Origin of the sequence: Amycolatopsis sp. Poz14 (assembly GCF_006704225.1) — a bacterium.
Taxonomy (GTDB): domain Bacteria; phylum Actinomycetota; class Actinomycetes; order Mycobacteriales; family Pseudonocardiaceae; genus Amycolatopsis; species Amycolatopsis nivea.
The window spans coordinates 8295946-8320547 of the sequence record NZ_JACLHD010000001.1; the positions used below are offsets into that span (position 1 = coordinate 8295946).

General features: G+C 70.6%; 21 protein-coding genes. 5 read left to right on the forward strand and 16 right to left on the reverse strand.

All coding sequences use genetic code 11. From position 1 onward, the window contains the following. Positions 1-56: 56 nt before the first annotated feature. Positions 57-1565: a glutamate synthase subunit beta gene (locus tag FKO37_RS38445; RefSeq protein ID WP_134730336.1), complete on the reverse strand. Its 1509-nt coding sequence runs from the start codon at positions 1563-1565 to the stop codon at positions 57-59. Continuing rightward, the gene (gene gltB, locus FKO37_RS38450) at positions 1558-6099 is read right to left on the reverse strand and encodes a glutamate synthase large subunit (protein WP_037809679.1); all 4542 of its coding nucleotides are present in this window, start codon (positions 6097-6099) and stop codon (positions 1558-1560) included. Before gltB ends, FKO37_RS38445 begins: the two co-directional genes overlap by 8 nt. Positions 6100-6497: 398 nt before the next feature. Between gltB and FKO37_RS38455 the strand changes: the two genes are divergently transcribed. From FKO37_RS38455 to FKO37_RS38465, 3 genes are read left to right on the forward strand one after another with little or no spacing between them, the layout of a single operon-like run. Next, positions 6498-6839, forward strand: coding sequence for a hypothetical protein (locus FKO37_RS38455; RefSeq protein WP_037809678.1), 342 nt, complete (start codon positions 6498-6500; stop codon positions 6837-6839). Positions 6840-6880: 41 nt separating this feature from the next. Continuing rightward, positions 6881-8689 carry a hypothetical protein gene (locus FKO37_RS38460; protein ID WP_238607652.1) on the forward strand — a complete coding sequence of 603 codons (1809 nt, stop codon included), beginning with the start codon at positions 6881-6883 and terminating at the stop codon, positions 8687-8689. Positions 8690-8704: 15 nt separating this feature from the next. Further along, positions 8705-9505 (forward strand): hypothetical protein, encoded by an 801-nt coding sequence (locus tag FKO37_RS38465; RefSeq protein WP_238607653.1) that lies wholly within the window; start codon positions 8705-8707, stop codon positions 9503-9505. 67 nt (positions 9506-9572) lie between these two features. Here FKO37_RS38465 and lgt read toward each other — a convergent pair whose 3' ends face one another. From lgt to FKO37_RS38485, 4 genes are all read right to left on the reverse strand, one after another. Beyond that, positions 9573-10589: a prolipoprotein diacylglyceryl transferase gene (lgt, locus tag FKO37_RS38470; RefSeq protein WP_238607654.1), complete on the reverse strand. Its 1017-nt coding sequence runs from the start codon at positions 10587-10589 to the stop codon at positions 9573-9575. A gap of 68 nt (positions 10590-10657) precedes the next feature. Then, entirely contained in the window at positions 10658-11848 is a 1191-nt protein-coding gene (locus tag FKO37_RS38475; RefSeq protein ID WP_037809673.1) for a M20 family metallopeptidase, read from the reverse strand. Further along, the gene (locus tag FKO37_RS38480; protein ID WP_238607655.1) at positions 11845-12981 is read right to left on the reverse strand and encodes an amidohydrolase family protein; all 1137 of its coding nucleotides are present in this window, start codon (positions 12979-12981) and stop codon (positions 11845-11847) included. The genes FKO37_RS38475 and FKO37_RS38480 overlap by 4 nt, the downstream gene beginning before the upstream one ends. Then, a complete protein-coding gene (locus FKO37_RS38485; protein WP_238607656.1) occupies positions 12978-14393 on the reverse strand; it encodes an APC family permease in 1416 nt (471 codons plus the stop codon). The genes FKO37_RS38480 and FKO37_RS38485 overlap by 4 nt, the downstream gene beginning before the upstream one ends. 171 nt (positions 14394-14564) lie before the next feature. Between FKO37_RS38485 and FKO37_RS38490 the strand changes: the two genes are divergently transcribed. Then, entirely contained in the window at positions 14565-15872 is a 1308-nt protein-coding gene (locus tag FKO37_RS38490) for a glutamine synthetase family protein (RefSeq protein WP_308196590.1), read from the forward strand. A gap of 6 nt (positions 15873-15878) precedes the next feature. Here the strand turns inward: FKO37_RS38490 and FKO37_RS38495 are convergent, their stop codons facing one another. From FKO37_RS38495 to FKO37_RS38525, 7 genes are all read right to left on the reverse strand, one after another. Beyond that, on the reverse strand, positions 15879-16538 hold the full coding sequence (locus FKO37_RS38495) for a peptidoglycan recognition family protein (RefSeq protein ID WP_238607658.1): 660 nt from the start codon (positions 16536-16538) through the stop codon (positions 15879-15881). 48 nt (positions 16539-16586) lie between these two features. Next, a complete protein-coding gene (locus FKO37_RS38500) occupies positions 16587-17138 on the reverse strand; it encodes a Uma2 family endonuclease (RefSeq protein WP_037809666.1) in 552 nt (183 codons plus the stop codon). Positions 17139-17273: 135 nt separating this feature from the next. Beyond that, positions 17274-18065 (reverse strand): tryptophan synthase subunit alpha, encoded by a 792-nt coding sequence (gene trpA, locus FKO37_RS38505; protein ID WP_238607659.1) that lies wholly within the window; start codon positions 18063-18065, stop codon positions 17274-17276. After that, a complete protein-coding gene (trpB, locus tag FKO37_RS38510) occupies positions 18062-19279 on the reverse strand; it encodes a tryptophan synthase subunit beta (protein ID WP_370318170.1) in 1218 nt (405 codons plus the stop codon). Before trpB ends, trpA begins: the two co-directional genes overlap by 4 nt. Next, on the reverse strand, positions 19276-20085 hold the full coding sequence (trpC, locus tag FKO37_RS38515; protein WP_043828938.1) for an indole-3-glycerol phosphate synthase TrpC: 810 nt from the start codon (positions 20083-20085) through the stop codon (positions 19276-19278). The genes trpB and trpC overlap by 4 nt, the downstream gene beginning before the upstream one ends. A 120-nt stretch (positions 20086-20205) precedes the next feature. After that, positions 20206-20724, reverse strand: coding sequence for a Trp biosynthesis-associated membrane protein (locus FKO37_RS38520; protein WP_308196591.1), 519 nt, complete (start codon positions 20722-20724; stop codon positions 20206-20208). 109 nt (positions 20725-20833) lie between these two features. Further along, positions 20834-22396 (reverse strand): anthranilate synthase component I, encoded by a 1563-nt coding sequence (locus FKO37_RS38525; protein WP_238607660.1) that lies wholly within the window; start codon positions 22394-22396, stop codon positions 20834-20836. Between the two features lie 96 nt (positions 22397-22492). On the opposite strand from FKO37_RS38525, the gene FKO37_RS38530 reads away from it, so the two are divergent. Next, complete coding sequence (locus tag FKO37_RS38530) at positions 22493-23098, forward strand: TetR/AcrR family transcriptional regulator (RefSeq protein WP_037809657.1); 606 nt, start codon at positions 22493-22495, stop codon at positions 23096-23098. Here FKO37_RS38530 and FKO37_RS38535 read toward each other — a convergent pair. Genes FKO37_RS38535 through hisF form a run of 3 tightly spaced genes read right to left on the reverse strand, consistent with a single transcriptional unit; the run spans position 23095 to position 24583 of the window. After that, on the reverse strand, positions 23095-23457 hold the full coding sequence (locus FKO37_RS38535; RefSeq protein WP_037809656.1) for a DUF1304 domain-containing protein: 363 nt from the start codon (positions 23455-23457) through the stop codon (positions 23095-23097). The two genes, FKO37_RS38530 and FKO37_RS38535, sit on opposite strands and share 4 nt — an antisense overlap. Then, the gene (hisI, locus tag FKO37_RS38540) at positions 23457-23813 is read right to left on the reverse strand and encodes a phosphoribosyl-AMP cyclohydrolase (RefSeq protein WP_037809655.1); all 357 of its coding nucleotides are present in this window, start codon (positions 23811-23813) and stop codon (positions 23457-23459) included. The genes FKO37_RS38535 and hisI overlap by 1 nt, the downstream gene beginning before the upstream one ends. Further along, positions 23810-24583 carry an imidazole glycerol phosphate synthase subunit HisF gene (hisF, locus tag FKO37_RS38545; protein WP_037809653.1) on the reverse strand — a complete coding sequence of 258 codons (774 nt, stop codon included), beginning with the start codon at positions 24581-24583 and terminating at the stop codon, positions 23810-23812. The genes hisI and hisF overlap by 4 nt, the downstream gene beginning before the upstream one ends. Positions 24584-24602: the final 19 nt, after the last annotated feature.

The window sequence follows — 24602 nt, forward strand, 5'->3', positions numbered from 1 at the left end:
AGCGTAAAGAAACGGGCCCCGGCGCGCCGTTGCGCCGGGGCCCGAGCTCGAGCCGATCACACCACCGCGAGCGGCAATGCGGTCGGGTGCACCGGAGCGGGAAGGTCCGAAGCGCCGGTCAGGAAGGTGTCCACCGCGGCCGCCACCGAGCGGCCTTCCGCGATGGCCCACACGACCAGCGACGCGCCGCGGTGGGCGTCGCCGCAGACGAAGACCCCGGGGGTTTCCGTCTGCCAGTCCGCGCCGCACGACAGGGTGCCGCGGCGGGTCAGGGTCAGGTCGAGGCCTTCCAGCAGCGGCATTTCCTCGACGCCTTCGAAGCCGATCGCCAGCAGGACCAGGTCCGCGGGCAGCGTTTCGACCGCGTCGTTCACCGGGATGACCTCGCGGCGGCCGGTTTCCGGGTCCTTCTGCACGCGGACTTCCTGCAGTTCCACGGCTTTGACGCGCCCGTTGCCGTCGTCGACGAACTGCTTGACCGCCACCGCGAACTTCCGCTCGCCCGCTTCCTCGTGCGCGGGGTAGGTGCGCAGGATGTAGGGCCAGGTCGGCCACGGCGAACGCTCGTCGTCGCGGATTTCCGGCGGCGTCGGGTACTGGTCGAGCTGGGTCACCGACAGCGCGCCCTGGCGGGTGGCGGTGCCGTAGGAGTCCGCGCCGGTGTCGCCGCCGCCGATGATCACGACGTGCTTGCCGTTCGCGTCGACCGGGGACGGGCCGTCGCCCTCCACGAACTTGTTGGCGGGCACCAGGTGTTCCATCGCCAGGTGGATGCCCTGCAGCGAACGGCCCGGCGTGGTGCGGTCGTCGCGGCCGCGCAGGGCGCCGACGGCGAGCACCACCGCGTCGTATTGCGCGCGCAGGTCTTCCACCGACAGGTCGACGCCGACCTCGCAGCCGGTGACGAACTTCGTGCCCTCCTTGCGCAGCTGCGCGAGGCGCCGGTCGAGGACCTTCTTCTCCATTTTGAACTCGGGAATCCCGTACCGCAGCAGGCCGCCGAGCCGGTCGTCCCGTTCGAACACGGTGACCTCGTGGCCCGCGCGGGTCAGCTGCTGCGCCGCGGCGAGCCCGGCCGGGCCGGAGCCGACGACGGCCACCTTGCGGCCCGAGGACACCTCGGAGACCTGCGGCTGCACGTACCCGGCTTCCCACGACTGCGCCGCGATCGTCTCCTCGACGCGCTTGATCGCCACCGGCCCGCCGGACAACGGCGAAATCGACAGCACGCAGCCCGCCTCGCACGGTGCGGGGCACAGCTTCCCGGTGAACTCCGGGAAATTGTTGGTGGCGTGCAAGCGATCGCTGGCCGCCGCCCAGTCGCCGCGGCGGACGAGGTCGTTCCATTCCGGGATCAGATTGCCCAGCGGACAGCCGGAACCGCCGGAGTGGCAGAACGGGATGCCGCAGTCCATGCACCGCGACGCCTGCGTGCGCACCTGCTCGTTGCGCTCTTCGGGCGCGACGTCCGCGTAGACCTCGCCCCACGAGGAAAGCCGTTCCTCGTAGGACTTCTTCTTCGGTTCTTGCCGTTCGTGCTTCAGAAAACCGGTGGGGTCAGCCACGAGCCGCCTCCATGATCGCTTCGTCGACATCGCGGCCGGCGGCGCGTGCCGCCTTCGCCGCATCGAGGACCCGCTGGTAATCGCGCGGCATCACCTTGGTGAACGCCGCCGCGCGCCGGGTCCAGTCGCCCAGGAGCGACGCGGCCACGGCCGAGCGGGTGAGGTCGTGGTGCTGCTGCACGATCTGCTTGAGCCAGGCCAGATCCTCCGGAGCGGGCGGAAGCAGGTCCACCATCTCCCGGTTGACCTTCGCCGGGTCCAGGTCGAGCACGTACGCGCTGCCGCCGGACATGCCGGCCGCCAGGTTCCGCCCGGTCGGGCCGAGCACCACCGCGCGGCCGCCGGTCATGTACTCGAACGCGTGGTCGCCCACGCCCTCGGCCACGACCGTCGCACCGGAGTTGCGGACGCAGAACCGCTCGCCGACCTGCCCGCGCAGGAACAGCTCGCCCGACGTCGCGCCGTAGGCCAGCGTGTTGCCCGCGATCGTCTGCTGTTCGGCGGCGAAGCTCGCTTCCGGATGCGGGCGGACCACGATCCGGCCGCCGGACAGGCCCTTGCCGACGTAGTCGTTGGCGTCGCCGACCATTTCCAGCGTGATGCCGCGCGGCAGGAACGCGCCGAGCGACTGCCCGGCCGAACCGGTGAGCCGCACGTGGATCGTGCCCTCCGGCAGGCCCTCGCCGCCGTAACGGCGGGTGATCTCCGAGCCCAGCAGCGTGCCGACGGTGCGGTTCACGTTGCGCACCGGCAGTTCCAGGCGCACCGGATGCGCGTCCTCCAGCGCCGCCTCGGCGAGCTGGATGAGCGTGCGGTCGAGTGCGTGCGCCAGACCGTGGTCCTGCTCGCGCACACGCCGCTTCGCACCGCCGTACGGCGTCTCCGCGGGCATCTCGAAGACCGGGCTGAGGTCGAGCCCGGAGGCCTTCCAATGCTGCACGGCCTCGTCGGTGTCGAGCATCTCGGCGTGCCCGATCGCCTCGTCGAGCGTGCGGAATCCCAGCTGTGCCAGGGTTTCCCGCACCTCTTCGGCGACGAACTCGAAGTACCGCACCACGTGGTCGGCCTGTCCGGTGTAGCGCTTGCGCAGCTCCGGGCTCTGCGTGGCGACGCCGACCGGGCACGTGTCGAGGTGGCAGACGCGCATCATGATGCAGCCCGCGACCACCAGCGGCGCGGTCGCGAAGCCGTACTCCTCGGCGCCGAGCAGCGCCGCGATCACGACGTCGCGGCCGGTCTTCATCGCACCGTCCACCTGGACCGTGATCCGGTCGCGCAAACCGTTGAGCAGCAACGTCTGCTGCGTTTCGGCGAGCCCGATCTCCCACGGCGTGCCGGCGTGCTTGAGCGAGTTCATCGGCGACGCGCCGGTGCCGCCGTCGTGCCCGGAAATCAGCACGACGTCCGCGTGCGCCTTGGACACGCCCGCCGCGACCGTGCCGACGCCCAGCGAGGACACCAGCTTCACGTGGATGCGGGCCTGCTCGTTGGCGTTCTTGAGGTCGTGGATCAGCTGCGCCAGGTCCTCAATGGAATAGATGTCGTGGTGCGGCGGCGGGGAAATCAGCCCGACGCCCGGCGTCGAATGCCGCGTGCGGGCGATCCACGGGTACACCTTGTTGGGCGGCAGCTGCCCGCCTTCGCCCGGCTTCGCGCCCTGCGCCATCTTGATCTGGATGTCGTCGGCGTTGACCAGGTACTCGCTGGTGACACCGAACCGGCCCGACGCGACCTGCTTGATCGCGCTGCGCCGCTGCGGGTCGTACAGCCGCTCCGGGTCCTCGCCGCCCTCGCCGGTGTTGGACCGGCCGCCGATGCGGTTCATCGCGATGGCGAGGGTTTCGTGCGCCTCGGCCGAAATCGAGCCGTACGACATCGCCCCGGTGTTGAACCGGCGCAGGATCGCCGACGCGGGTTCGACCTCGTCCAGCGGGATCGGCTCGCGCGCGCCGTCGCGGAACTTGAACAGCCCGCGCAGCGTGCCGCCCTCGCGGTAGAGCCGGTGCACCTCTTCGGTGTACTTGCGGTACACCTCGTCGCGCCCGGTCTTCGACGCGTGCTGCAGCAGGAACACCGTCTCCGGCGTGAACAGGTGCAGCTCGCCCTCGCGGCGGTACGCGTACTCGCCGCCGGTGTCGAGTCCACGATGGACCCGGTCGGTCGGGTTGTCCGGGTACGCCCGGCGGTGCCGTACCGCGACCTCCTCGGCGAGCACCTCCATCCCGACGCCGCCGAGCTTCGACGACGTTCCGGTGAAGTACTCGTCGAGCAGTTCCTGGCTCAGGCCAAGGGATTCGAAGACCTGCGCCGCGGTGTACGCGCCGACCGTCGAAATGCCCATCTTGGACATGATCTTCAAGACGCCCTTGACGAGCGCCTGCACGTAGCTGCGGATCGCCTTCGCCGGCTCGATGCCGGTGATCGCGCCCTGGCTGATCATGTCTTCGATGGTTTCGAAGGCCAGGTACGGGTTCACCGCCGCCGCGCCGTAGCCCAGCAGCAGCGCGATGTGGTGCACCTCGCGGGCGTCGCCGGTCTCCACGACCAGCGCGACGCGCAGCCGCTCCTTGGTGCGCACGAGATGGTGGTGCACCGCGGAAACCAGCAGCAGCGACGGGATCGGCGCCATCCGGTGGTCGGAATCGCGGTCGGACAGCACGAGCGTGCGCGCGCCCGCCGCGATCGCCTCGGACGCGTCGCGCCGCACCCGTTCGATCGCCGCCGCCAGCGCGTCCGCCCCGCCGTCCACTTCGTACAGTCCGGAAAGGACAGTGCAGGCGAAACCGGGCAGATCGCCGTCGTCGTTGATGTGGATGAGCTTGGCCAGCTCGTCGTTGTCGATCACCGGATACGGCAGGTTCAGGTGCCGGCACGACGCGGGCCCCGGCGCGAGCAGGTTGCGCTCCGGCCCCATGATCCGGCTCATCGACGTGACCAGCTCTTCGCGGATCGCGTCCAGCGGCGGGTTGGTCACCTGCGCGAAGTTCTGCTTGAAATAGTCGTACAGCAGCCGGGAGCGCTTGGAGAGCACCGCGACCGGGGTGTCCGACCCCATCGACCCGATCGGCTCGGCCCCGTTGGCGGCCATCGGCGCGAGCAGGATCTTCAGTTCTTCTTCGGTGTAGCCGAAAGCGAGCTGGCGGCGCAGCACCGAATCGTGGCTCTGCACCACGTGGTCGCGGTCGGGCAGCTCGGCGATCTTCAGCAGCCCGGCGTGCAGCCAGTCGCTGTACTGCTGCTTGCGCGCCAGCGCGGACTTGACCTCTTCGTCGTCCACGATCCGGCCCGCGGCGGTGTCCACGAGGAACATCCGGCCCGGCTGCAGCCGGCCCTTCGCGACGACGTTTTCCGGTGCCACGTCGAGGACTCCGGCCTCGCTGGCCAGCACCACGCGGTCGTCGGCGGTGCGCCACCAGCGCGCCGGGCGCAGTCCGTTGCGGTCGAGCACCGCGCCGACGAGCGTGCCGTCGGTGAAGGTGACGCACGCCGGGCCGTCCCACGGCTCCATCAGACTGGCGTGGAACTGGTAGAAAGCGCGCCGTTCCGGATCCATCGAGGTGTGGTTCTCCCACGCCTCCGGGATCATCATCAGCACCGCGTGCGGCAGCGAGCGGCCCGCGAGGTGGAGCAGCTCCAGCACCTCGTCGAAGGACGCCGAGTCCGACGCATCGGCCGAGCAGATCGGGTACAGCCGGGAAAGATCGCCTGGCAGCAGATCGGATTCGAGCAGCGCCTCGCGGGCGCGCATCCGGTTGCGGTTGCCGCGGATCGTGTTGATCTCGCCGTTGTGGGCCACGAACCGGAACGGGTGCGCGAGCGGCCACGACGGGAAAGTGTTGGTGGAGAACCGGGAGTGCACGAGCGCGATCGCGCTGGCGAGCCGGGAATCGCGCAGATCGGGGAAGAACCGCGGCAGCTGCTCGGGAGTGAGCATGCCTTTGTAGACGATCGTGCGCGCGGACAGCGACGGGAAGTACGTGCCGCAGCCGGAAGCGAGGCTCTCGTGCTCGACGCGCTTGCGCAGGCAGAAGGCCAGCCGGTCCAGCTCCAGGCCGGTTTCGCCGTGCGGGGACGACACGAACAGCATCGCGAAGCGCGGCATCACCGAACGCGCGGTGGGGCCGATGTCCGCGCCGTCGGCGTCCACCGGGACCTCGCGCCAGCCGAGGACGGCGAGCCCTTCCTCGGCCGCGATCCGTTCGGCGAGCCCGATCGCCTTGCGGCGCTGCTCGTCGTCGGAGGGCAGGAAAGCGATCCCGGCGGCGTAGGCGCCGGTGGGAGGCAACGGGAAACCCGCCTCGGCACGCAGCAGTTCGTCGGGCAGCTGCAGCAGGATCCCGGCGCCGTCGCCGCTCGTCGGCTCGGCTCCCGCGGCTCCGCGGTGGTCGAGATTCGTGAGCGCGGCGAGACCGTCGGTGACGATGCCGTGCGTGCGGCGGCCCTGGACGTCGGCGACCATGGCGACGCCGCAGGAATCCTGCTCGGTGTCCGGGTCGTACAGACCCTGCTTGCCGGGGATGGCGGAGAAGATCATGGAAAAGGGACCTCCTTCGTCGTTTCGTGCGGTGGCCGGCGAACCGGCCGCGGGGAGCGCACGGGACGACGATGGCCCGCTTGTTAGCGCGACTTTAACACCTGGGAAACACCCCAGCAGCGCCTCGGAGCTCCCCGAACGGGGAAGAACGGTAACGATCCGGCAGCGCGGAACGACATAGTTCCGGATGGGTCCTGAGATGCTTCGGTCCGCGAAGCATAAGCCCCGGGGCCGCCTCGCGCACCCGGCACGTGACGAAGTCGATGCGCCCGCTTCGTCCCCTTCGCCCGATCTTCCCAGGTAATCGCACAAATTTCGGGGAACCGCCCACGCCCGGTGATCGTCGGTTGCCATAGTGTTCGGCAACCGAATAGCTCACGGGGAGGGCGGTTTCTTTCATGTCCGGCATAGAAGTCGACGTCGAGACGATGAACCAGTACGCCGAGGTGCTCGACAGCCTCCACGAGAAGATCAGCAAGATCAACGACTACATGCGCTCCACCGCGTGCGACACGTCCGGGTTCACCGGCCTGTTCGTGGTGCTGCAGCCGGTGGTGCAGCTGGTCGCGAACCTCTACGGCGGAACGCTCGACTTCGGCCACTCGCGGCTGACCTCGTTGTCGGACGGGGTCAAGCAGGCGGCGCAGGCCTACGCGCACCACGACGCCAATTCCGCGCAGCTGCTCCAGCAGTTCATCGACCAGTTCGACGGCATCGACTCCGGCCGCGGCGCGGCCTGATGCGCATCCGCACCGCACGGTTCTGACGAGGGGGAAAAGACATGGCACGGCACGGCGGAGGGCATGGCGGCGGCCACGGCGGCGGCCACCACTCCGGGGGATCGGGGACGACGCATCCGCCGTCCCATCCCGGCGGCAACCAGCCGCACCCCGGGAACCAGCCGCATCCGGGAAACCAGCCGCATCCCGGCAACCAGCCGCCTCCGGGCGGCCATCAGCCCACCCATCCGGGAGGGAACCAGCACCCCGGCACCGGCCCGGACGGACGCCGTCCGTCCGGAGGGGACGACGGGACGCATCCGAGCGGCACCGGGGGAAACTCCGGCGACGGCAACGGCCGGGACGGCCGGGACGGTCGCGACGGCCGTGATGGCCGTGATGGCCGGGATGGCCGGGATGGCCGGGACGGTCGAGACGGCCGGGACGGTCAGGACGGCGGCGACGGCCGGGACGGCGGCGGAGAAGGCGGCGACGAGCGGGGCCGCGACCGCGGCAACGAGGGCGGCGACGAAGGCGGCGGCCGGGGCGGCGACGAGGGCGGCTCCGGTGACGAGGGCGGCTCCGGAAGCGAAGGCGGCGACGGGGGCGGCGAAGGCGGCGACGAGGGCGGTTCCGGCAGCGAGGGCGGCGAAGGCGGCGGCAGCGAAGGCGGTGAAGGCGGCGGCAACGGCGGTGAGGGCGGCACCGGGGCTTCGGGCGGCGAGCCCGGCGGAGTTCCCGGCGGCACCGGCGACTTCGACCGCGGCGATTCGATCGTCGAACTGCTGCAGCCGCCGGAAGACACCTCCGGCGAGGACATCCAGGCGCTGGTGCAGGACGCCGGCGTCGAGGTGATGGCCGTCGAGTGGGTGTACCAGAAGTTCACCGGCACCACGCTCACCCAGCAGTTCATCGAACCGCTCACCGGCGACTTCTCGAAGATGTCGGCCGACGCCGAGGCGTGGCGCAACATCTCCGAGGCGATGAAGGCGTTCTCCGAGGTGATGGTCGCCAACGAGAAGACCGTCAGCGACTCCTGGCACGGCATGGCTTCCTTGGAGCACAAGGCCTACGTGCAGGCCGGGTGGCGGGCCGGGCTCGCCGCCGAGGCCGGGATCGCGTCGCTGATCGCCAAGGGTTTCGACCTCCTGTCGGACACGTCGAAGAAGCTCGCGGCCAAGGCGCTCGACCTGCTGAAGAGCCTGATCGACCGGCTGCTGGTGATGGCCGCGGAGGCGTGCGTCCCGATCGCGGGCTGGATCGCCGACGCGATCACCGCGTTCAGCGAACTGCTCCCGCTGATCAACGCCCTGATCTCGATCATCGAGATGATCCAGGACATCATCACGAAGGTCCAGGACATCTGGAACTCGATCAAGGACATCGGGTCGCAGCTGCAGAAGATCAAGGACGTCGGCAGCATCGGCGATCTCGTCGACATCGCGAAGAACATCGGCGGCGACGTCGGCGACATCAAGGACAACGCCAAGGGCATCGGCCAAGACGCCAAGGACGCCGTGCAGGCGGGCAAGGACGGCGTCAACGAGTCGCGCGAGGCGCACGCGGAAAACCGGCGCTCGCGCGAAGGCGGAGACGACGAAGGCGACCGCACGTCCGGCGACGAGGGGAACGGCGACCGCCGCTCCGGCGACGAAGGCGACCGGTCGCAGGGAGACGGCGAGCGCGGGCAGAACCAGCGGTCCCAACCGGACGGTCCGCAGCACCAGCCCCCGCAGAACCAGCAGAACCACCAGCCGCCCCAGCAACCGAGCCACCCGCCGTCCCAGCCGAACCACCCGCCCGCGAACCATCCGCCGTCCCATCCGCCCCGGCGCTCGGCGAGCGGCCGGATCCACGGCCGCATCGACTAAGGAGGAACTGCCGAGATGTCCTACCCCGTCACCGCGGACGATTCGTGGAAGACGCCCGAGCTGCGGGAGGCCGAGGCCGCGCTCGACCGGACGGTCCGCAAGTCCCAGCAGCTGCTGAAGGACCTGGAGAAGATCAAGCTCCGCCCGCTGCCCAAAACCGACACCCCGGAACGGATCGAGGCGATCAAGCGGGCCGCCTCGCGTCCGGACGCGCCCGCTCAGCTGCGGCTGGTCAAGCGGAAGGTCGACGCGGGCGAATACTCGTGGGAGGACGTCGCCGCGGGCCGGGCCTTCGCCGACCCCGAGGTCCGCGCGCTCGCCGACGAGAAGCTCAGCGAGGCCAAGGACATCCTCGAGGAGCTGGAGGAGGGCCAGAGCCCCGAGGAGATCCTCGAGGCGCGCACCGGCGGCGCCGGGAACCCGTTGTCGGACACCGGAAGGTCGACGTATCCGGACACGCCGGACAAGCCCGCCGGGTTCTCCGCCGCGGACCCGCTGGCGACCAGCGGCCGTCCGCAGTCCCCGCCTCCGCCCGCGCCGGAGCCCGCGGAGTACTCGAACGACAATCCGCTCGTCGACCGGACTCCGCCGCCCCCGCCCCCGGCGCCGGCTCCGGAGAAGGAAGCACCGCCCGCTCCGCCTCGGCATCGCGCCCCGGAACCGGAGCCGGAGGACGATTTCGCCGATCCGCTCGCGGATCGAGGCGACCGGCCGAAGCGGTCCGCACCGCAGCCGCCGCCGTCGTCGGGCCGCCGCGCCCGGCGTCAGGACTCCGGCAATGACGACGACTACTTCGGCGGTTCGTTCCTCAGCTGAACCCCGGTGCTGCAAAAAAAGAGGTCCCCGCCCAACCCGGGCGGGGACCTCTTTTTCGGCTCTGCGCCTAGGACTTCTCGGACTTGCCGTTCTCGGCTGAAGAAGACCCGGCGTCCACAGTGTCCTCCGCGGCCTTCTCGTCCGGTTCCGGCTTCTCCCCCGCGTCGCCCGGTTCGGACTCGACGGCGGCGTTCCGCTCGTCTCCCTTGCTGCGCAACGTCTCCGGAGCCTCGCGCGGACCACGTTTGGCCGCGACGACGAAGTACGCCATCGCGCCGATGAACAGCAGGATCGAGGTCCACACGTTGACCCGCAGGCCGAGGATGTGGTTGGCGGTGTCGGTGCGCATCAGCTCGATCAAGCCGCGGCCGACGGTGTAGCCCGCGACGTAGAGCGCGAACGCGCGGCCGTGGCCGAGCTTGAACTTGCGGTCCGCCCACACCACGAGCAGGGCGATCAGCAGGTTCCAGATCAGCTCGTACAGGAACGTCGGGTGCACCGGGCTTTCCGGCAGCGGGATGTGCCCGGTCGCGACGCCGCCGAGGGCGTCCGGGGCGCCGGTGGCCGGGTCGAAGCGCTGGTAGATCTCCAGGCCCCACGGCAGGTCGGTGTGCGCGCCGTACAACTCCTGGTTGAAGTAGTTGCCGAGCCGCCCGATCGCCTGCGCGACGATGATGCCGGGCGCGATCGCGTCGGCCATCGCGGGGAGCGGGATCCCCCGGCGGCGGCAGGCGATCAGCGCGCCGACGGCGCCGAGCGCGACCGCGCCCCAGATGCCGAGCCCGCCGTCCCAGATCGCGAAGGCGTTCCAGGGGTTCTTGCCCTCGGTGAAGTACAGCTCCGGGTCGGTGATGACGTGGTAGAGCCGGCCGCCGACCAGGCCGAACGGCACCGCGAACACCGCGATGTCGAGCACCGTGCCCTTGGTGCCGCCCCGGGCCTCCCAGCGCCGCTCGCCCCACCAGATCGCGACGATGATGCCGGCGATGATGCAGAGCGCGTACGCCCGGATCGGGATCGGGCCCAGGTGCCAGACGCCTTGGTCGGGGCTCGGGATCGTGGCCAGGAATGCTGCGGAGTACACGCGGCCACCGTAGCGCGTCGGGCCCCGGTCGTGGTCCCGGTGCCGCGGAACCCTTAGTCAAGACCCGGTCACAGCCCGGTCACGGCCGCCTCCGGGTACTCCAGGTCCGAAGCCGCGGCCAGGTATCCGGCGAGCAGCGCGTCCGCGACCTGGCCGACCGCCGCGTCCTCGGGCAGGAACGTTTCGCCGTGCAGGCTGGGCGCGCCCGCGGTCTCGCCGAGTCCGACGAACAGCATCAGGCCGCGGACGCCGTCGCCGCAGTAATGCGCGAAATCGTCCGCGCCGAAAGACCGGAAATCCACGTCCACGTCCGCGCCGCCGCGTTCGAGCCAGGTCCGCGCGGCGGCGGCCAGCGCCGGATCGTTGACCAGGACCGGTTCGCACGGGCTGATCCGGAGGTCGGCAGTGCAGCCGTACGCGCGGGCGGTGGCGTGCACGACCTCGTCGAGCGCCTCCAGCGCACGTTCGCGGTCGCTCGCGCGCATCAGCCGCAGCGAGCCGAACGCGGACGCCGAATTCGGCACGACATTCGCCGCGGTGCCCGCGCTGAGCCTGCCGATCGTGCAGACCGCACCGTGCATCGGGTCGATCCGGCGGCTCGCGATCTGCTGCAGGCTCACCACCAGTTGGCTGAGCGCCAGCACCGGGTCGCGCAGCAAATGCGGATACCCCGCGTGCCCGCCTTCGCCGTGCACCACGACCTCGAACTCGTCCGTGGACGCGTTCACCGGCCCCGGCGCGGCCGAAACGACGCCGTAGGGCAGCCGCGGCTGGACGTGCGCGCCGATGACGGTGTCGATGCCGCGCTCCTCCAGAATGCCCGATTCGACCAGGTCAAGCGCTCCGGACGGCGACGTTTCCTCACGCGGCTGCAGGATCGCGTACAGCGGACGCGGGAGTTCGACGCGCCGCGCCGCTCGGCAGACCGCGGTCAGGGCGGCGAGGTGGACGTCGTGGCCGCAGGCGTGCATCAGGCCGGTTTTCGCGGCCCATTCGACGCCGGTGCGCTCTATTACCGGGAGCGCGTCGAGCTCGGCACGCAACGCTACGGCTGGGCCGGGGTGCGGTGCGGCGATTTCGATCAGCCGCCCGGTCTTCGCGACCCGCTCGCCTTCACCTAACGCGGCCGCCACGATCCGGGCGGTGTCGTCTTCGTCGCCGGACGCACGCGGGTCGGCGTGAATCCGATGGCGCAACTCGACCGCAGCGGGCAACTCCTCGGCCAACGCCGCGCGCCAAGCCTCGACCAGGTCCTTCATTTCCGCTCCAGCCGGTAAATCCGGGCCGCGTTCTCATGGCCAGCCAGGCGGGCCAGCCGGATCGCGTCTACTTCGGACAGTGCGTCGGCGGCGAGGGCGGTGCGGAGGAAGTCGGACAGTCCTTGCCGGAACAGCGCGGTGCCCAGGTGATACAGCTCGGCCAGGCCGAACGCGTCCGTGGAGAACAGCAGTTTCCCGAACGGGGCGAGTTCCAGCGTCTCGGCCAGGATCGCGGGGGCGCGGAAGCCCGCGTTGTGGGTGACGAGGCCGACGTCGACGAAAACGTGCTCGAAGACCTGCGCGAGGTAAGCGGCGTTGCGGTGGAACGGGTAGTTGTGCAGCAGCAGGATCGGGACGCCCGCGTCGCGGGTCGCGCGCAGCAAACCGGTGAGCCGCAAGGGATCGCAGCGGTGGAGGTCGACGTCGGAGTCTCCGTAGCCGACGTGGAACTGCACGGGCAGCCGCCGGTCGATACCGGCCCAGATCAGGTGGCGGTGCAGCACCTCGTCAGCCAGCCGGACCGGTTCGCCCGCCTCGATCCGGGACAGCCAGCGTCCGGCGGCGGCTTCGACCTCGGCCGGAGCAGGACGTTCCCCGGACAGCTCCAGCCCGACCCGGTACGCCGCGATCGACTTCACGCCTACTGCGGTGGCAGTGCGACGGTCGAGCTCGGCAGCGAAGTCCTCGGCGAAACCGGCGGCGCTGGTGCCCCGGATGACGTCTTCGGCGACCTGTTCGAGCCGGACGATGTCGTGCGCGCGGGCGTCGGCCAGTTCGGCGAAGTCTTGGGTGGCGGTGAGGGATTCGGGGAGGAAACCGCCGTCCAGCAAGTAATCCGTGCTGCCGGTGCTGCGAAGGAACCGCCGGTTGACCTCTTGCGCGCCCAGTTCTTCACGGCGCGCAAGATAGTCGTCGGCCGGGGCGTGCTTCGGCAGGTCGAGGATCGGCGCACAGCGTTCGCGCACGGCGAGACCGATGAGCGAATCGAAGAGCGACGTCCCCAGCGGCGACACGGTGTCCGCCTCGGTCAGCATCCGCTCGAACCCGTCGCGGTCGACGCCGCCGGTGCGCACGCCGTGGCAGTGGTGATCGACCAACGGCAGGTCCGCGACGAAATCCAGCAGATCGGTCATGCCTCTCCTTCAGCGAGCCTCTCCCCCACCCTACGGGCGAATCCGGGCGCCAACGCCACCACGACCACAGCCAGCACCAGCACCCCGCCCGCTACCACCGGGAACCAGCGCGGCGGGCCCTCCGTCGGGTATGGCACGACGTTGACGTACACGGTGTAGCCGAGCAGCACCAGTGCACCGATCGGGAACACCAGATGCCACCACGGCACGCGCATCCGTCGCCGCACGAACAGCAGCAGGATCGCGCCGACTGTGGTGAGCAGGTAGATCACCAGCAACAGCAGGGTTCCGATGGATCCGGCCCACGAGAAGGTGTCGTCCGCGGTCGCGCCGAAGAACACCGCGCACACCAGGATGATCAGCGCCGCCGCGAGTGCGACCGCGGTTACCGCGACGGCGGGGATGCCCTTGGCGGAGATCCGGCCGATGCCGCGGCCGTCGAAGGCGTCTCGGCCGAGCGCGAACAGCAGGCGCGAGCCGCCGACCACGCAGGCCAGGCAGCAGCCGAACGCGCTGATCGCGGCGCCCGCGCTGATGACGTCGCCGACCCACGGGCCGACGAAGCGGCTGCCCAGGTCGCCGAGCAGCGACGGGGAGTCGTGGAACGCGGTGGCGTTGCCGCCGAACGCCATCATCTCGACGGCGGTCACGAGGACGAAGTAGGCGCCGCCGAAGATGGCCGTGCCGAGGATCGCGCGCGGGATGTTGCGGCGCGGGTCACGGGTTTCCTCGCCGAGCGTCGCGGCGGCCTCGAAACCGGCGAACGACAGGAAACCGAACACCGCGCCGACGAAAATGCCGGAGATTCCGGTGTCCGGCACGAAAACCTGGAGGGTGAACCGGCCGCTGGGGGCGTCGCCCGCGATCAAGCGGACCAGGATGACCACGGTGACCAGCAGGATGAGCGCGATGGTCGCGCCCTCGACGGCGAGCAGCGTGCTAGTGCCGCGGCGGGCCGGGGCGACCGCGAGCAGCCAGCTGCCGATCAGCGCGACCGCGGTCAGCACGAACGGCCCCCACGACGGCGGATGCGGCCAGATCCCGACCTGCGTCAGGAACGCCGTGCCCAGCACGCCCGCGGCGGAACTGGTGACCACCGCGTAGAAGGTGTACGTGCCGAGAAGCCCGATCCCGGACACCACGCCCGCACGCGGGCCGAGGGTCGCGCCGACGAAGGCGTAGACCGATCCGGCGTGCTGGTAGTGCCGGCAGAGCTGGACGAAGCCGTACGCGACCAGCAGCACTCCCGCCGCCGAAAGCAGGAACGCCAGCGGCACCGCGCGTCCGGCGGCCGCGGCTGTTTGCTGTGGATTGATGTTCGCGGCCATGCTGGGTGCCATGAGCGCGACGGACAACCCGACGGCCTGCCAGACTGACAGGGTGCGCCGCAATTCGGGACGGTCTCCGGACACGGATGCGCTCCTTTCCCCGCGGAGTACACAGTGAACATCCGAGGCGGCGCGGACAACCAGCGCCGACTGGCTGAACCTCGTCCGGTATCGAAGGAGCGCGCCTTGCCGTCCACCCCCTCGCACCTCGACCGCGACCGGCTCGCGGAACTCGGCGCTGCCGCCGCCTGCCGGATGAAGGAAGCGGGCGTCGAGCTCGTCGCGCTGAGTTTCGTGGACAACTCCGGGATTTCGCGGGTCAAAGCCGTCCCGGTGGCGAGGCTGGCGACGGTCGCGGCGTGGGGCGTCGGCGCGTCCAATTCGTTCGACTTCTTCCTCGGCACCGACAGCATCGCGAACGGCGAGCACTCCCTCGGACCGGTCGGCGACCTGCGGTTGCATCCCGACCTCGACGCGCTCACCGTCCTCGCCGCCCAACCCGGCTGGGCGTGGGCCCCCGCGTGGCGGTACGACCAGGACGGACAGCCGCACCCGCAGGACACCCGCGCGCTCGCCGCGACCGCCGTGGCCCAGCTCGCCGACCGCGGCCTGACCGCGCGGATGGCGTTCGAACTGGAGTGGATCGCGACCGACGCGGACGGGGTCCCGCTGCCCGGACCGGCTTACGGATACTCCCGGTTGAGCGCGAACCACGAGTACCTGCGTGCCCTTGTGTCCACTTTGGAGCGTTGCGGGGTGACGGTGGAGCAGATCCACCCGGAGTACGCGGCGGGCCAGTTCGAGCTGTCGATCGCAGCGACGGATCCCTTGCGGGCAGCCGATTTAGCCGTGCTGACAAGGGAAACCGTGCGGACGGTGACCGCCGCGCACGGGTTGCGCGCGTCGTTCACGCCGAAGTTCGAACCCGGCGGCGTCGGCAATGGCGGGCACGTGCACTTGAGTCTTTGGGACGACGAGCGGAATCTGTGCGCGGGCGGAACTGGCGCGTTCGGATTGACCTCGACCGCGGAATCCTTCGGTGCGGGGATTTTCCGCCGATTGCCCGCGTTGCTGGCGGTGGGCGCGCCGTCGGTGGTCAGCTATCTGCGACTGGAACCGCACCACTGGGCAGGTGTGTTTACCGCGTGGGGATTGGAAAACCGCGAAGCACCGCTGCGGCTGATCCGCGGCGCGGCCGGACAGCGCGACACGGCGGCAAATCTGGAAGTCAAGTGCTTCGACCTCACCGCGAACCCGTATCTGGTGGTGGCTGGCCTGCTTTTCTCCGGACTGGCTGGGATCGACGCCGAGGCACGCCTGCCGGAACCAGTCAGCGTGGATCCAGGCTCGCTCTCCCCTGCTGACGCCGCCGCGGCCGGAGTCGCCCGGTTGCCGAAGTCGTTGTCGGAGGCGGTCGACGCGTTCGAGGCCGACGAGGTGCTGCGGACGGCGTTCGGACCCCAGCTGGCTACCACGTTGGCGGACGTGCGCCGCGCCGAGGTGGCCGAGCTGGGATCGCTGGAGCCCGCGGAATTGTGCCGGGCAATGCGTTTCCTGCACTGAACCCGCTCAACGAAGCAAGGCCGCCACCCTCGACTGCAATTCCGGCAGCATCGCGTACAGCTTGTCGCCCGGGCAATCCGTGTTGTAGAAGTCGCGGTGTCCCTTGATTTCCTTCACCGGGATGCCGTACTGGCGGCACACGTACGCCACGAACACGACCAGCGAATCGAACTGCGCTTTCGGCGGGGCGACCTGCATGTAGGTGCCCTCGTTCTCGATGCCGATCGCGTTGTCGTTCTGGCCGGGGCAATGCGCCGCGCGGACGAGCTTTTTGCCGCTGCGCAACGCGTCCAGGCTGCCGTGGCGGCCTTCGAGACGGTAGCCGCCGCGGGAGACCGTGAAGTGCTGGCCGGTGTCGGACCAGCCGTTGTTGTCGATGTGGTCAGCCTGGTCGTCGCGCGCGACCTGGAACGCGTGCTCGAGCGAGTAGTCGGTGCTGTTGGGGCAGTCGATGTGGTGGATGAGCACGCGGTTGGCGGGATGGTCGAGCGTGGTGAGCGGATCCGCGGGCGGGCGCGCACCCCATTCGGCACAGCTGTAGATGCGCGGCGCGTCGGCGGCGTCCGCGAGACCGGGCAGCACGAGCCCCGCCGCCGCGGCAGCGCTCACGCCGGCCGCCCCGCGCAGGAACGTCCTCCGGGGAACTTGTCCGATGTCGAAAGCCATGCGCCGCACTGTGCGCGGACGGCGTACACGATGCGTACAACTGGCCGCTCAAGCCCGCAGATCCAGCTCCGCGGGAAACGGTTCGGCCAGGGTGAGCACCCCGCCTTCGCTCTTCGCGTGCGGCAGGTAGTCGCCGTCGGAAAGCGCGTAGACGGTGGCGGCTTCCTGCTCCGGGTCGACGAGCAGGTAGTACGGGATGAGGGCTTCGGCGTAGAGGGCTTTCTTGAAGATCCGGTCCTGCACCCTGGTGGAGGGCGATTCGATCTCCGCGGCCAGCAACACCTCGGACGCCGGGTACCAGGTCGTCGCGACGTCCGGGCAGGTGACGATCACGAAGTCCGGGATCAGCAGCCGAGTTTCGCCGCAACGGACATTGACTCCGGGGAGCAGTTCAAGATCGTCCGGCAGCTTCGGCACCATCGCCAGCTGGAGCCGCTGTAGCAACCGCTGGTGCAATGAGGTCGGGGCGGGGCTCATGAGGAGCGCCCCGTCAACCGCCTCGATCCGGGTGCCGAGAAGCTGTTCTTCCGGCAGCGCAAGCACTTCCGAAAGCCACGGAGCAGCAGGTTGGCCGGTGTCGTGCTCAGCAGGTGCTGACATGCGAAGTCACCTCCACCCGCGCTTGATCTCTCGTGCCAAGTCCAGTCTGCCATAGCCGTCGCACTCCCCCTCGATTCTTCTGCATACCGAGAGAGTACGAACGACCACCGACAGTTTCCGACGACCGGCCCGTGATCAGGCCGGAGCGACCGCCTCGCGCACGCCCTTCGCCAGCTCCGCGGCCAGCTTCGCCACGCCGTCCGGACCGTCCGCCGCGGCTGTGACCAGCGCCGACCCGACGATCACCGCGTCCGCGAACCCGGCCACCTGCGCGGCCTGCTCGCGCGACCGAACCCCGAGGCCGACGCCGATCGGCAGCTCCGTGTGCGCGCGAGTCCGCCGCACCAGGTCCTCCGCGTGCACACCCACCGCGTCGCGGGCGCCGGTCACGCCCATCACTGCGGTCGCGTACACGAAGCCCGACGAGGCCGCCGTGGTTTTCGCCAGGCGCTCCTCCGACGACGACGGCGCGACCAGGAAGATCCGGTCCAAGCCGTGTTCCGTAGACGCGGCCATCCACTCGTCCGCCTCGTCCGGGATCAGGTCCGGCGTGATCAAACCCAGCCCGCCGGCCGACGCCAGGTCGCGCGCGAACGCGTCGACCCCGTAGCGGTGCACCGGGTTCCAGTACGTCATCACGACCGCGCGGCCGCCGCGCGCGGACACCGATTCCACGACGTCGAACAGCTGCTTCAGCCGGAATCCGCTGGCGAGCGCCGACTCGGCGGCCGCCTGGATGGTGGGGCCGTCCATGACCGGGTCGGAGTACGGGACGCCGACCTCGACCAGGTCCGCTCCGCCGTCGATCGTCGCGGCCAGCAGGTCCTTCGACCCGTCCACGGAGGGGAATCCGGCGGGCAGGTAGCCGACCAGCGCGGCCCGGTGTTCCGCCCGCGTCGCCGCGAACAGCTCGTCGAGGCCGCTCACTTGCCCTCCCCGTCCACGAGCCCGAACCACTGGGCCGCGGTGTCCATGTCCTTGTCGCCCCGGCCCGACAGGTTGACCACGATCAGCCCGTCCGGGCCCAGCTCGCGGCCCAGTTCCAGGGCCCCGGCCAGCGCGTGCGCCGATTCGATCGCCGGGATGATGCCCTCGGTGCGCGACAGCAGCCGGAAGGCGTCCATCGCGGCCGCGTCGGTGACCGGGCGGTACTCGGCGCGGCCGGAGTCCTTGAGCCACGCGTGCTCCGGGCCGACGCCCGGGTAGTCGAGCCCGGCGGAGATCGAATGCGATTCGACCGTCTGGCCGTCCTCGTCCTGCAGCAGGTACGACATCGCGCCGTGCAGGTTGCCCGGGCTGCCCTTGGTGAGGGTCGCGCCGTGCCGGTTGCCCTCGATGCCCTCGCCGCCCGGCTCGAGGCCGACCAGCCGCACCGACGGGTCGTCGTAGAAGCCGGAGAAGATGCCGATGGCGTTGGACCCGCCGCCGACGCACGCCGCGACGACGTCCGGCAGCCTGCCCGCCTTCTCCAGGATCTGCGCCCGCGCCTCCTCGCCGATGACGTGGTGGAAGTTGCGCACCATCATCGGGAACGGCGACGGACCGGCGGCGGTGCCGAAGAGGTAGTGCGTGGTGTCGGCGTTGGTGACCCAGTCGCGCAGCGCCTCGTTGATCGCGTCCTTGAGCGTCCGCGACCCCGTCTTCACCGGGATGACCTCGGCGCCGAGCAGCTTCATCCGCGCGACGTTCAGCGACTGCCGCTCGGTGTCGACCTCGCCCATGTACACGACGCAGTCGAGGCCCAGCAGCGCGCACGCGGTGGCCGTGGCGACGCCGTGCTGGCCCGCGCCGGTCTCCGCGATGACGCGCTTCTTGCCCATCCGCACGGTGAGCAGTGCCTGGCCCAGCACGTTGTTGATCTTGTGCGAACCGGTGTGGTTGAGGTCCTCGCGCTTGAGGAACACCCGCGCGCCGCCGGCGTGCTCGCCGAACCGCTTGGCCTCGGTGAGCAGCGACGGACGGCCCGCGTACTCGGTGAGCAGCCGGTTCAGCTCGTTGGTGAACGCGGGGTCGTGGCGGGCCTTCTCGTACTCCGCCGCGACCTCGTCGACCACGCCGATCAGCGCTTCCGGCATGAACCGGCCGCCGTACGGGCCGTAGTAGCCGCGCTCGTCCGGGTCGTGCTTGCCTCGTTCGGTCACCGCGAGGGCCTCGGGCAGGCGGGGTGCGAACCGGCGGTGACGAGCTTGACGACCGCGCCCTTCGGGTCTCCGGAGGCGACCAGGCCCTCGCCGACGAGCACCGCGTCCGCGCCGTGGCCGGCGTACGACATCAGGTCGCCCGGGCCGCGGACGCCGGACTCGGCGACCTTGAACACGTCCATCGGCAGGCCGGGCGCGAGGCGGGAGAACACGTCGCGGTCCACTTCGAGGGTGTGCAGGTTGCGCGCGTTGACGCCGATGACCTTCGCGCCCGCTTCGAGCGCGCGGTCGGCCTCCTCGGCGTTGTGGATCTCCACGAGCGCGGTCATGCCGAGCGATTCGACGCGGTCGAGCAGCGCGGCGAGCGCGTTCTGCTCCAGCGCGGCGACGATCAGCAGCACCATGTCCGCGCCGTGCAGCCGGGCCTCGTGCACCTGGTACGGGCTGACGATGAAGTCCTTGCGCAGCACGGGAATGTCGACCGCGGCGCGCACCGCGTCGAGGTCGGCGAGCGAGCCGCCGAAGCGGCGCTGCTCGGTGAGCACGCTGATCACGCGCGCGCCGGCGTCCTCGTAGTCGCGGGCCAGCGCGGCCGGGTCGGGAATCGTGGCCAGCTCGCCCTTGGACGGGCTGCGCCGCTTCACCTCGGCGATGACGCCGATGCCGGATTCGCGCAGCGCGGACATCACGTCACGCGGCGGGACGGCCTTGGCCGCCCTTGCCTTCAGTTCGTCGAACGGCAGCGCGGATTCCCGCTGCGCGAGGTCCTCGCGCACGCCGGCGACGATGTCTTCGAGCACGCTCATCGGACGCCCCTACTCGCTGCCGCACTCCTGGGTCCACTCGCAAGCTCGCTCACAAAAACCTTCCCCTTCCCGCCGAAACGATGCTAACCCCCGCTCGATGACCGGCCGGTTCCGGGTTGCTCAGCGCCGCGGATCCGGCGGATCGGTCGGGTCGTCCCCCTCCGACAACGCCTCCCACAGCTCGGTGTCCGGATCCTTGCGCGCCGCCTTGGCTCCCGGCGCGGCGTAACGGGCCCCGAGCTTCCGCGCGGCTCCCGCCCACTTGATCGCTGCCAACCCGCCGAGCGCGACGAGAATTCCGCCGAGCACGGCGATCAGGTGGCCGAGCACGATTTCCGTGCCCGGCAGCCCCGGCGCGAACCCGCCGAACTTGATCCCGTCGACGCCGTTCCAGACGCCTGCCGCGCCGGCGAGCACCAGCACGAGCCCGAGCGCCCGGCGCAGCCAGCCGCCGGTCGCGACCGCCCCGGCGACGCCCGCGAGCGCCAGGAGCGCCAGCGGCACGAGCGCGGTGGCGCGCTGTTCGCCCGGCTCGGTGTACAGGACGGTGCCGCGCACGCCCTCGTCGCGGAATTCGGCGAACCACACCATCCGGGACGCTCCCCACAGCGCCAGCGCACCGAGCAGGAGGGCGAGAATGATCGTCCACAGTGGACGCTTCGCCTTCGCCCCGTTCGCGGGCCGGGCTTCCGGGCCCGCCGCTTCCGCCTCGGCGCCGCCGCGCCGTGGTTCCGCCTCGCCGGACTGCTCAGACACCGGCCGCGTCCTCAGCCGGGTCCAGTTCCCCCGCCGGGATCATCGTGCCCGCCGCGGCGATCGCGGACAGCACCGTGCGGGCCTTGTTGAGCGACTCGGTGTCCTCGTAGTCCGGGACCGAGTCCGCGACCACGCCGCCGCCGGCCTGGACGTACGCGGTCCCGTCACGCATCAGCGCGGTGCGGATCGCGATCGCCGTGTCCGCGTCTCCAGCGAAGTCCAGATAGCCGACCACGCCGCCGTACAGCGCGCGGCGCACCGGTTCCAGCTCCTCGATCAGCTGCATCGCCCGGACCTTGGGCGCGCCGGAAAGGGTGCCCGCCGGGAAGCAGGCCGCGACCGCGTCGAACGCCGTGGCGTCGTCCTTCAGCTCGCCGGTCACCGTGGACACGATGTGCATGACGTGGCTGTAGCGCTCGATCTGGAAGAAGTCGACCACGTGCACGGTGCCCGGCTTGCAGACCTTGCCGAGGTCGTTGCGGCCGAGGTCGACGAGCATCAGGTGCTCGGCGCGTTCCTTCTCGTCCGCGAGCAGGTCCTTGGCCAGCTGCGCGTCCTCCTCCGGATCCGCGCCCCGCCAGCGGGTGCCCGCGATGGGATGCGTGGTGGCGCGGCCGTCGCGGACGGTCACCAGCGATTCCGGGCTGGAGCCGACGATGTCGAAGCCCTCCAGCCGCAGCAGGTACATGTACGGGCTCGGGTTGGAGGTGCGCAGCACGCGGTACACGTCGAGCGCGTCGGCCCCGGTCTCGATCTCGAATCGTTGCGACGGCACGACCTGGAACGCTTCGCCGGCCTTGATCGCCTCGACCGCCTTGTCGACCGCCGCGTGGAAGTCTTCCTTGCTGCGGTGGCGGCGGAATTCCGGCGCGGGACGGTCGAACGTCGCGACCGTGGGCGGCGCGGGCACCCGCAGCTGCTCGGTCATCGCGGACAGCCGGGCCAGCGCGTCGTCGTAGGCGGCGTCCACGCGTTCGGCCGAGTCGTCCCAGTTGACCGCGTTGGCGATCAGCGTGACGGTGCCCTCGTGGTGGTCGAACGCGGCGAGGTCGGTGGCGAGCAGCATGGTCAGCTCGGGGATGTCGAGGTCCCGTTCGGCCAGCTCGGGCAGCTTTTCCAGCCAGCGCACGGAATCGTAGCCGAGGTAGCCGACCATCCCGCCGGTCAGCGGGGGCAGGCCGGGAAGCGGTTCGGTGTGCAGCGCCTCGACGGTCGCGCGCAGCACCTGCAGCGGGTCGCCCTCGGTCGGCAGGTTGTCCGGCGGGGTGCCGGTCCAGACCGCCTTGCCGTCGCGCACGGTCAGCGCGGCCGGGCTGCGCACGCCGACGAACGACCAGCGCGACCACGATTTCCCGTTCTCGGCCGATTCGAAGAGGAACGTGCCGGGCCGGTCGGCGGCGAGCTTCCGGTAAATCCCCAGCGGGGTCTCGCCGTCGGCGAGCACCCGGCGCACCACGGGGATCACGCGGCGGCTCTCGGCCAGCGTGCGGAACTCGGCGCGGGACGGGCTGACCGGGCCGGGCCCGGCCGTGGACGTGGCTGCTGAGCTGACCATGCGTCTCATTGTGCCGCTACGCCCGGGTGCGCCGGTCAGCGGGCTCTCAATTCAATGACTGTTGAATTCGAGGCGGCGACCGGTCAAGATGGTCCGGTGAGCACCGAAGACACTACCGCGCGCCGCCGCGGCCGCCGCCCCGCTGGTCAGGACACCCGCGCGGTGCTGCTCGAAGCGGCCCGCGCGGTGTTCGCCGAGAACGGCTACGAACGCGCGACGGTCCGCTCGATCGCCGCGCGCGCCGGCGTCGACGCGGCCATGGTCAACCACTGGTTCGGCGGCAAGGAGGGCCTGTTCGCGCAAGCGGTGCTGAAGCTGCCGTTCGAACCGGCGGAGCTGGTCACGGTCCTGCGCGCCGGCCCGGTCGAGGAACTGGGCACCCGGATCGTGCACACGTTCCTGACCCGCTGGGACGGCGTCGGCGGCGACACGTTTCAGGCGCTGATCCGCAGCATCGCCAGCCACGAGGCGGCGAGCACCGTGCTGCGCGAGTTCTTCTCCGGATTTTTCACCGGACTGCTGAGCGACCTCGGCGGCGACCGTCAGGAGCTGCGGGTGGCGTTGTGCGCTTCGCAGCTGGTGGGGGTCGGGTTGATCCGGTACGTGGCGCGGTTCCCGCCGATGGTGGAGGCGGAGGTGGACACGCTGGTCACGGCGGTGGCGCCGACGTTGCAGCGTTACCTCACCGGGAACATCGACTAGCGCGACAGCAGCAGGAAAACCAGCGCCAGCACGCCGGGCAGCACCTGCACGAACAGGATCCGCTTCGACGCGGTCGCGGCGCCGTACAGACCGGCGACGATCACGCACGCCAAGCCGTACAGCTTCAGCTGGAAACCCGCCGGGTCGGCCGCGATCAGGCCCCAGATCAGCGCGGCGGCGAGGAATCCGTTGTAGAGCCCCTGGTTCGCGGCCAAAGTCTTGCTCTCGCGGGCGAATTCCTCCGTGGTGCCGAACGCCGCGCGCGCCCGCGGCGTGGTCCACAGGGCCATCTCCAGCACCACGATGTACAGGTGGATCAGGGCGACGAGCCCGATCAGCACGTTCGCGACGACGGCCATCACGCGTTCTCGTCCGCGAGCAGCAGCCGGTCGTCGGTGTCGAAGCACGTGTGCGTGCCGGTGTGGCAGGCCGGGCCGGTCTGGTCCACGCGCAGCAGCACCGTGTCGCCGTCGCAGTCGATGCGGACTTCGCGGACGTGCTGGACGTGGCCCGAGGTCTCGCCCTTCACCCACAGTTCCTGCCTGCTGCGCGACCAGTACGTGCCGCGGCGCGTGGTGAGCGTGGATTCCAGCGCGTCGTCGTTCATCCAGGCCATCATCAGCACGTCGGACGTCGCGTGGTCCACCACGACCGCGGCGATCAGCCCGTCCGCGTTGCGCTTGATCCGGGCGGAAAGTTCTGGCGAGAGGCTCATCGCACGACCACCCCTCCGGTGCGCAGCGCGCCCTTCACGTCGCCGATCGTCAACTGTCCGAAGTGGAATACGCTCGCCGCGAGCACCGCGTCCGCGCCCGCTTGCACGGCGGGCAGGAAGTGCTCGGTCGCGCCCGCGCCGCCGCTGGCGATCACCGGGACCCGCACCGCCTTGCGGACCAGGTCGATCAGTTCGAGGTCGAAACCGGTTTTGGTGCCGTCGGCGTCCATCGAGTTGAGCAGGATCTCGCCCACGCCGAGTTCCTCGCCGCGCGCGGCCCACTCCACCGCGTCGATGCCGGTGCCGCGCCGGCCGCCGTGCGTGGTGACCTCGAAGCCGGACGCGGTCGGTTCGCTGCCTTCGGGCACTCGCCGCGCGTCGACGGACAGCACGACGCACTGCGCCCCGAACCGGCGCGACGCCTCGCGCAGCAGCTCCGGGCGGGCGATCGCGGCCGTGTTGATGCTCACCTTGTCCGCGCCGGTGCGCAGCAGCCGGTTGACGTCGTCGGTGGAGCGCACGCCGCCGCCGACGGTGAGCGGGATGAAGACCTGCTCGGCGGTGCGGCGGACCACGTCGAAGGTGGTTTCGCGGTCGCCGGAGGACGCGGTGACGTCGAGGAAGGTCAGCTCGTCGGCGCCTTCGGCGTCGTACCGGCGCGCGAGCTCCACCGGGTCGCCCGCGTCGCGCAGGTCGGCGAAGTTGACGCCCTTCACGACCCGGCCCGCGTCGACGTCGAGACAGGGAATCACCCGAACCGCCACAGCCATGCCCGCCAGCCTAGTCGGC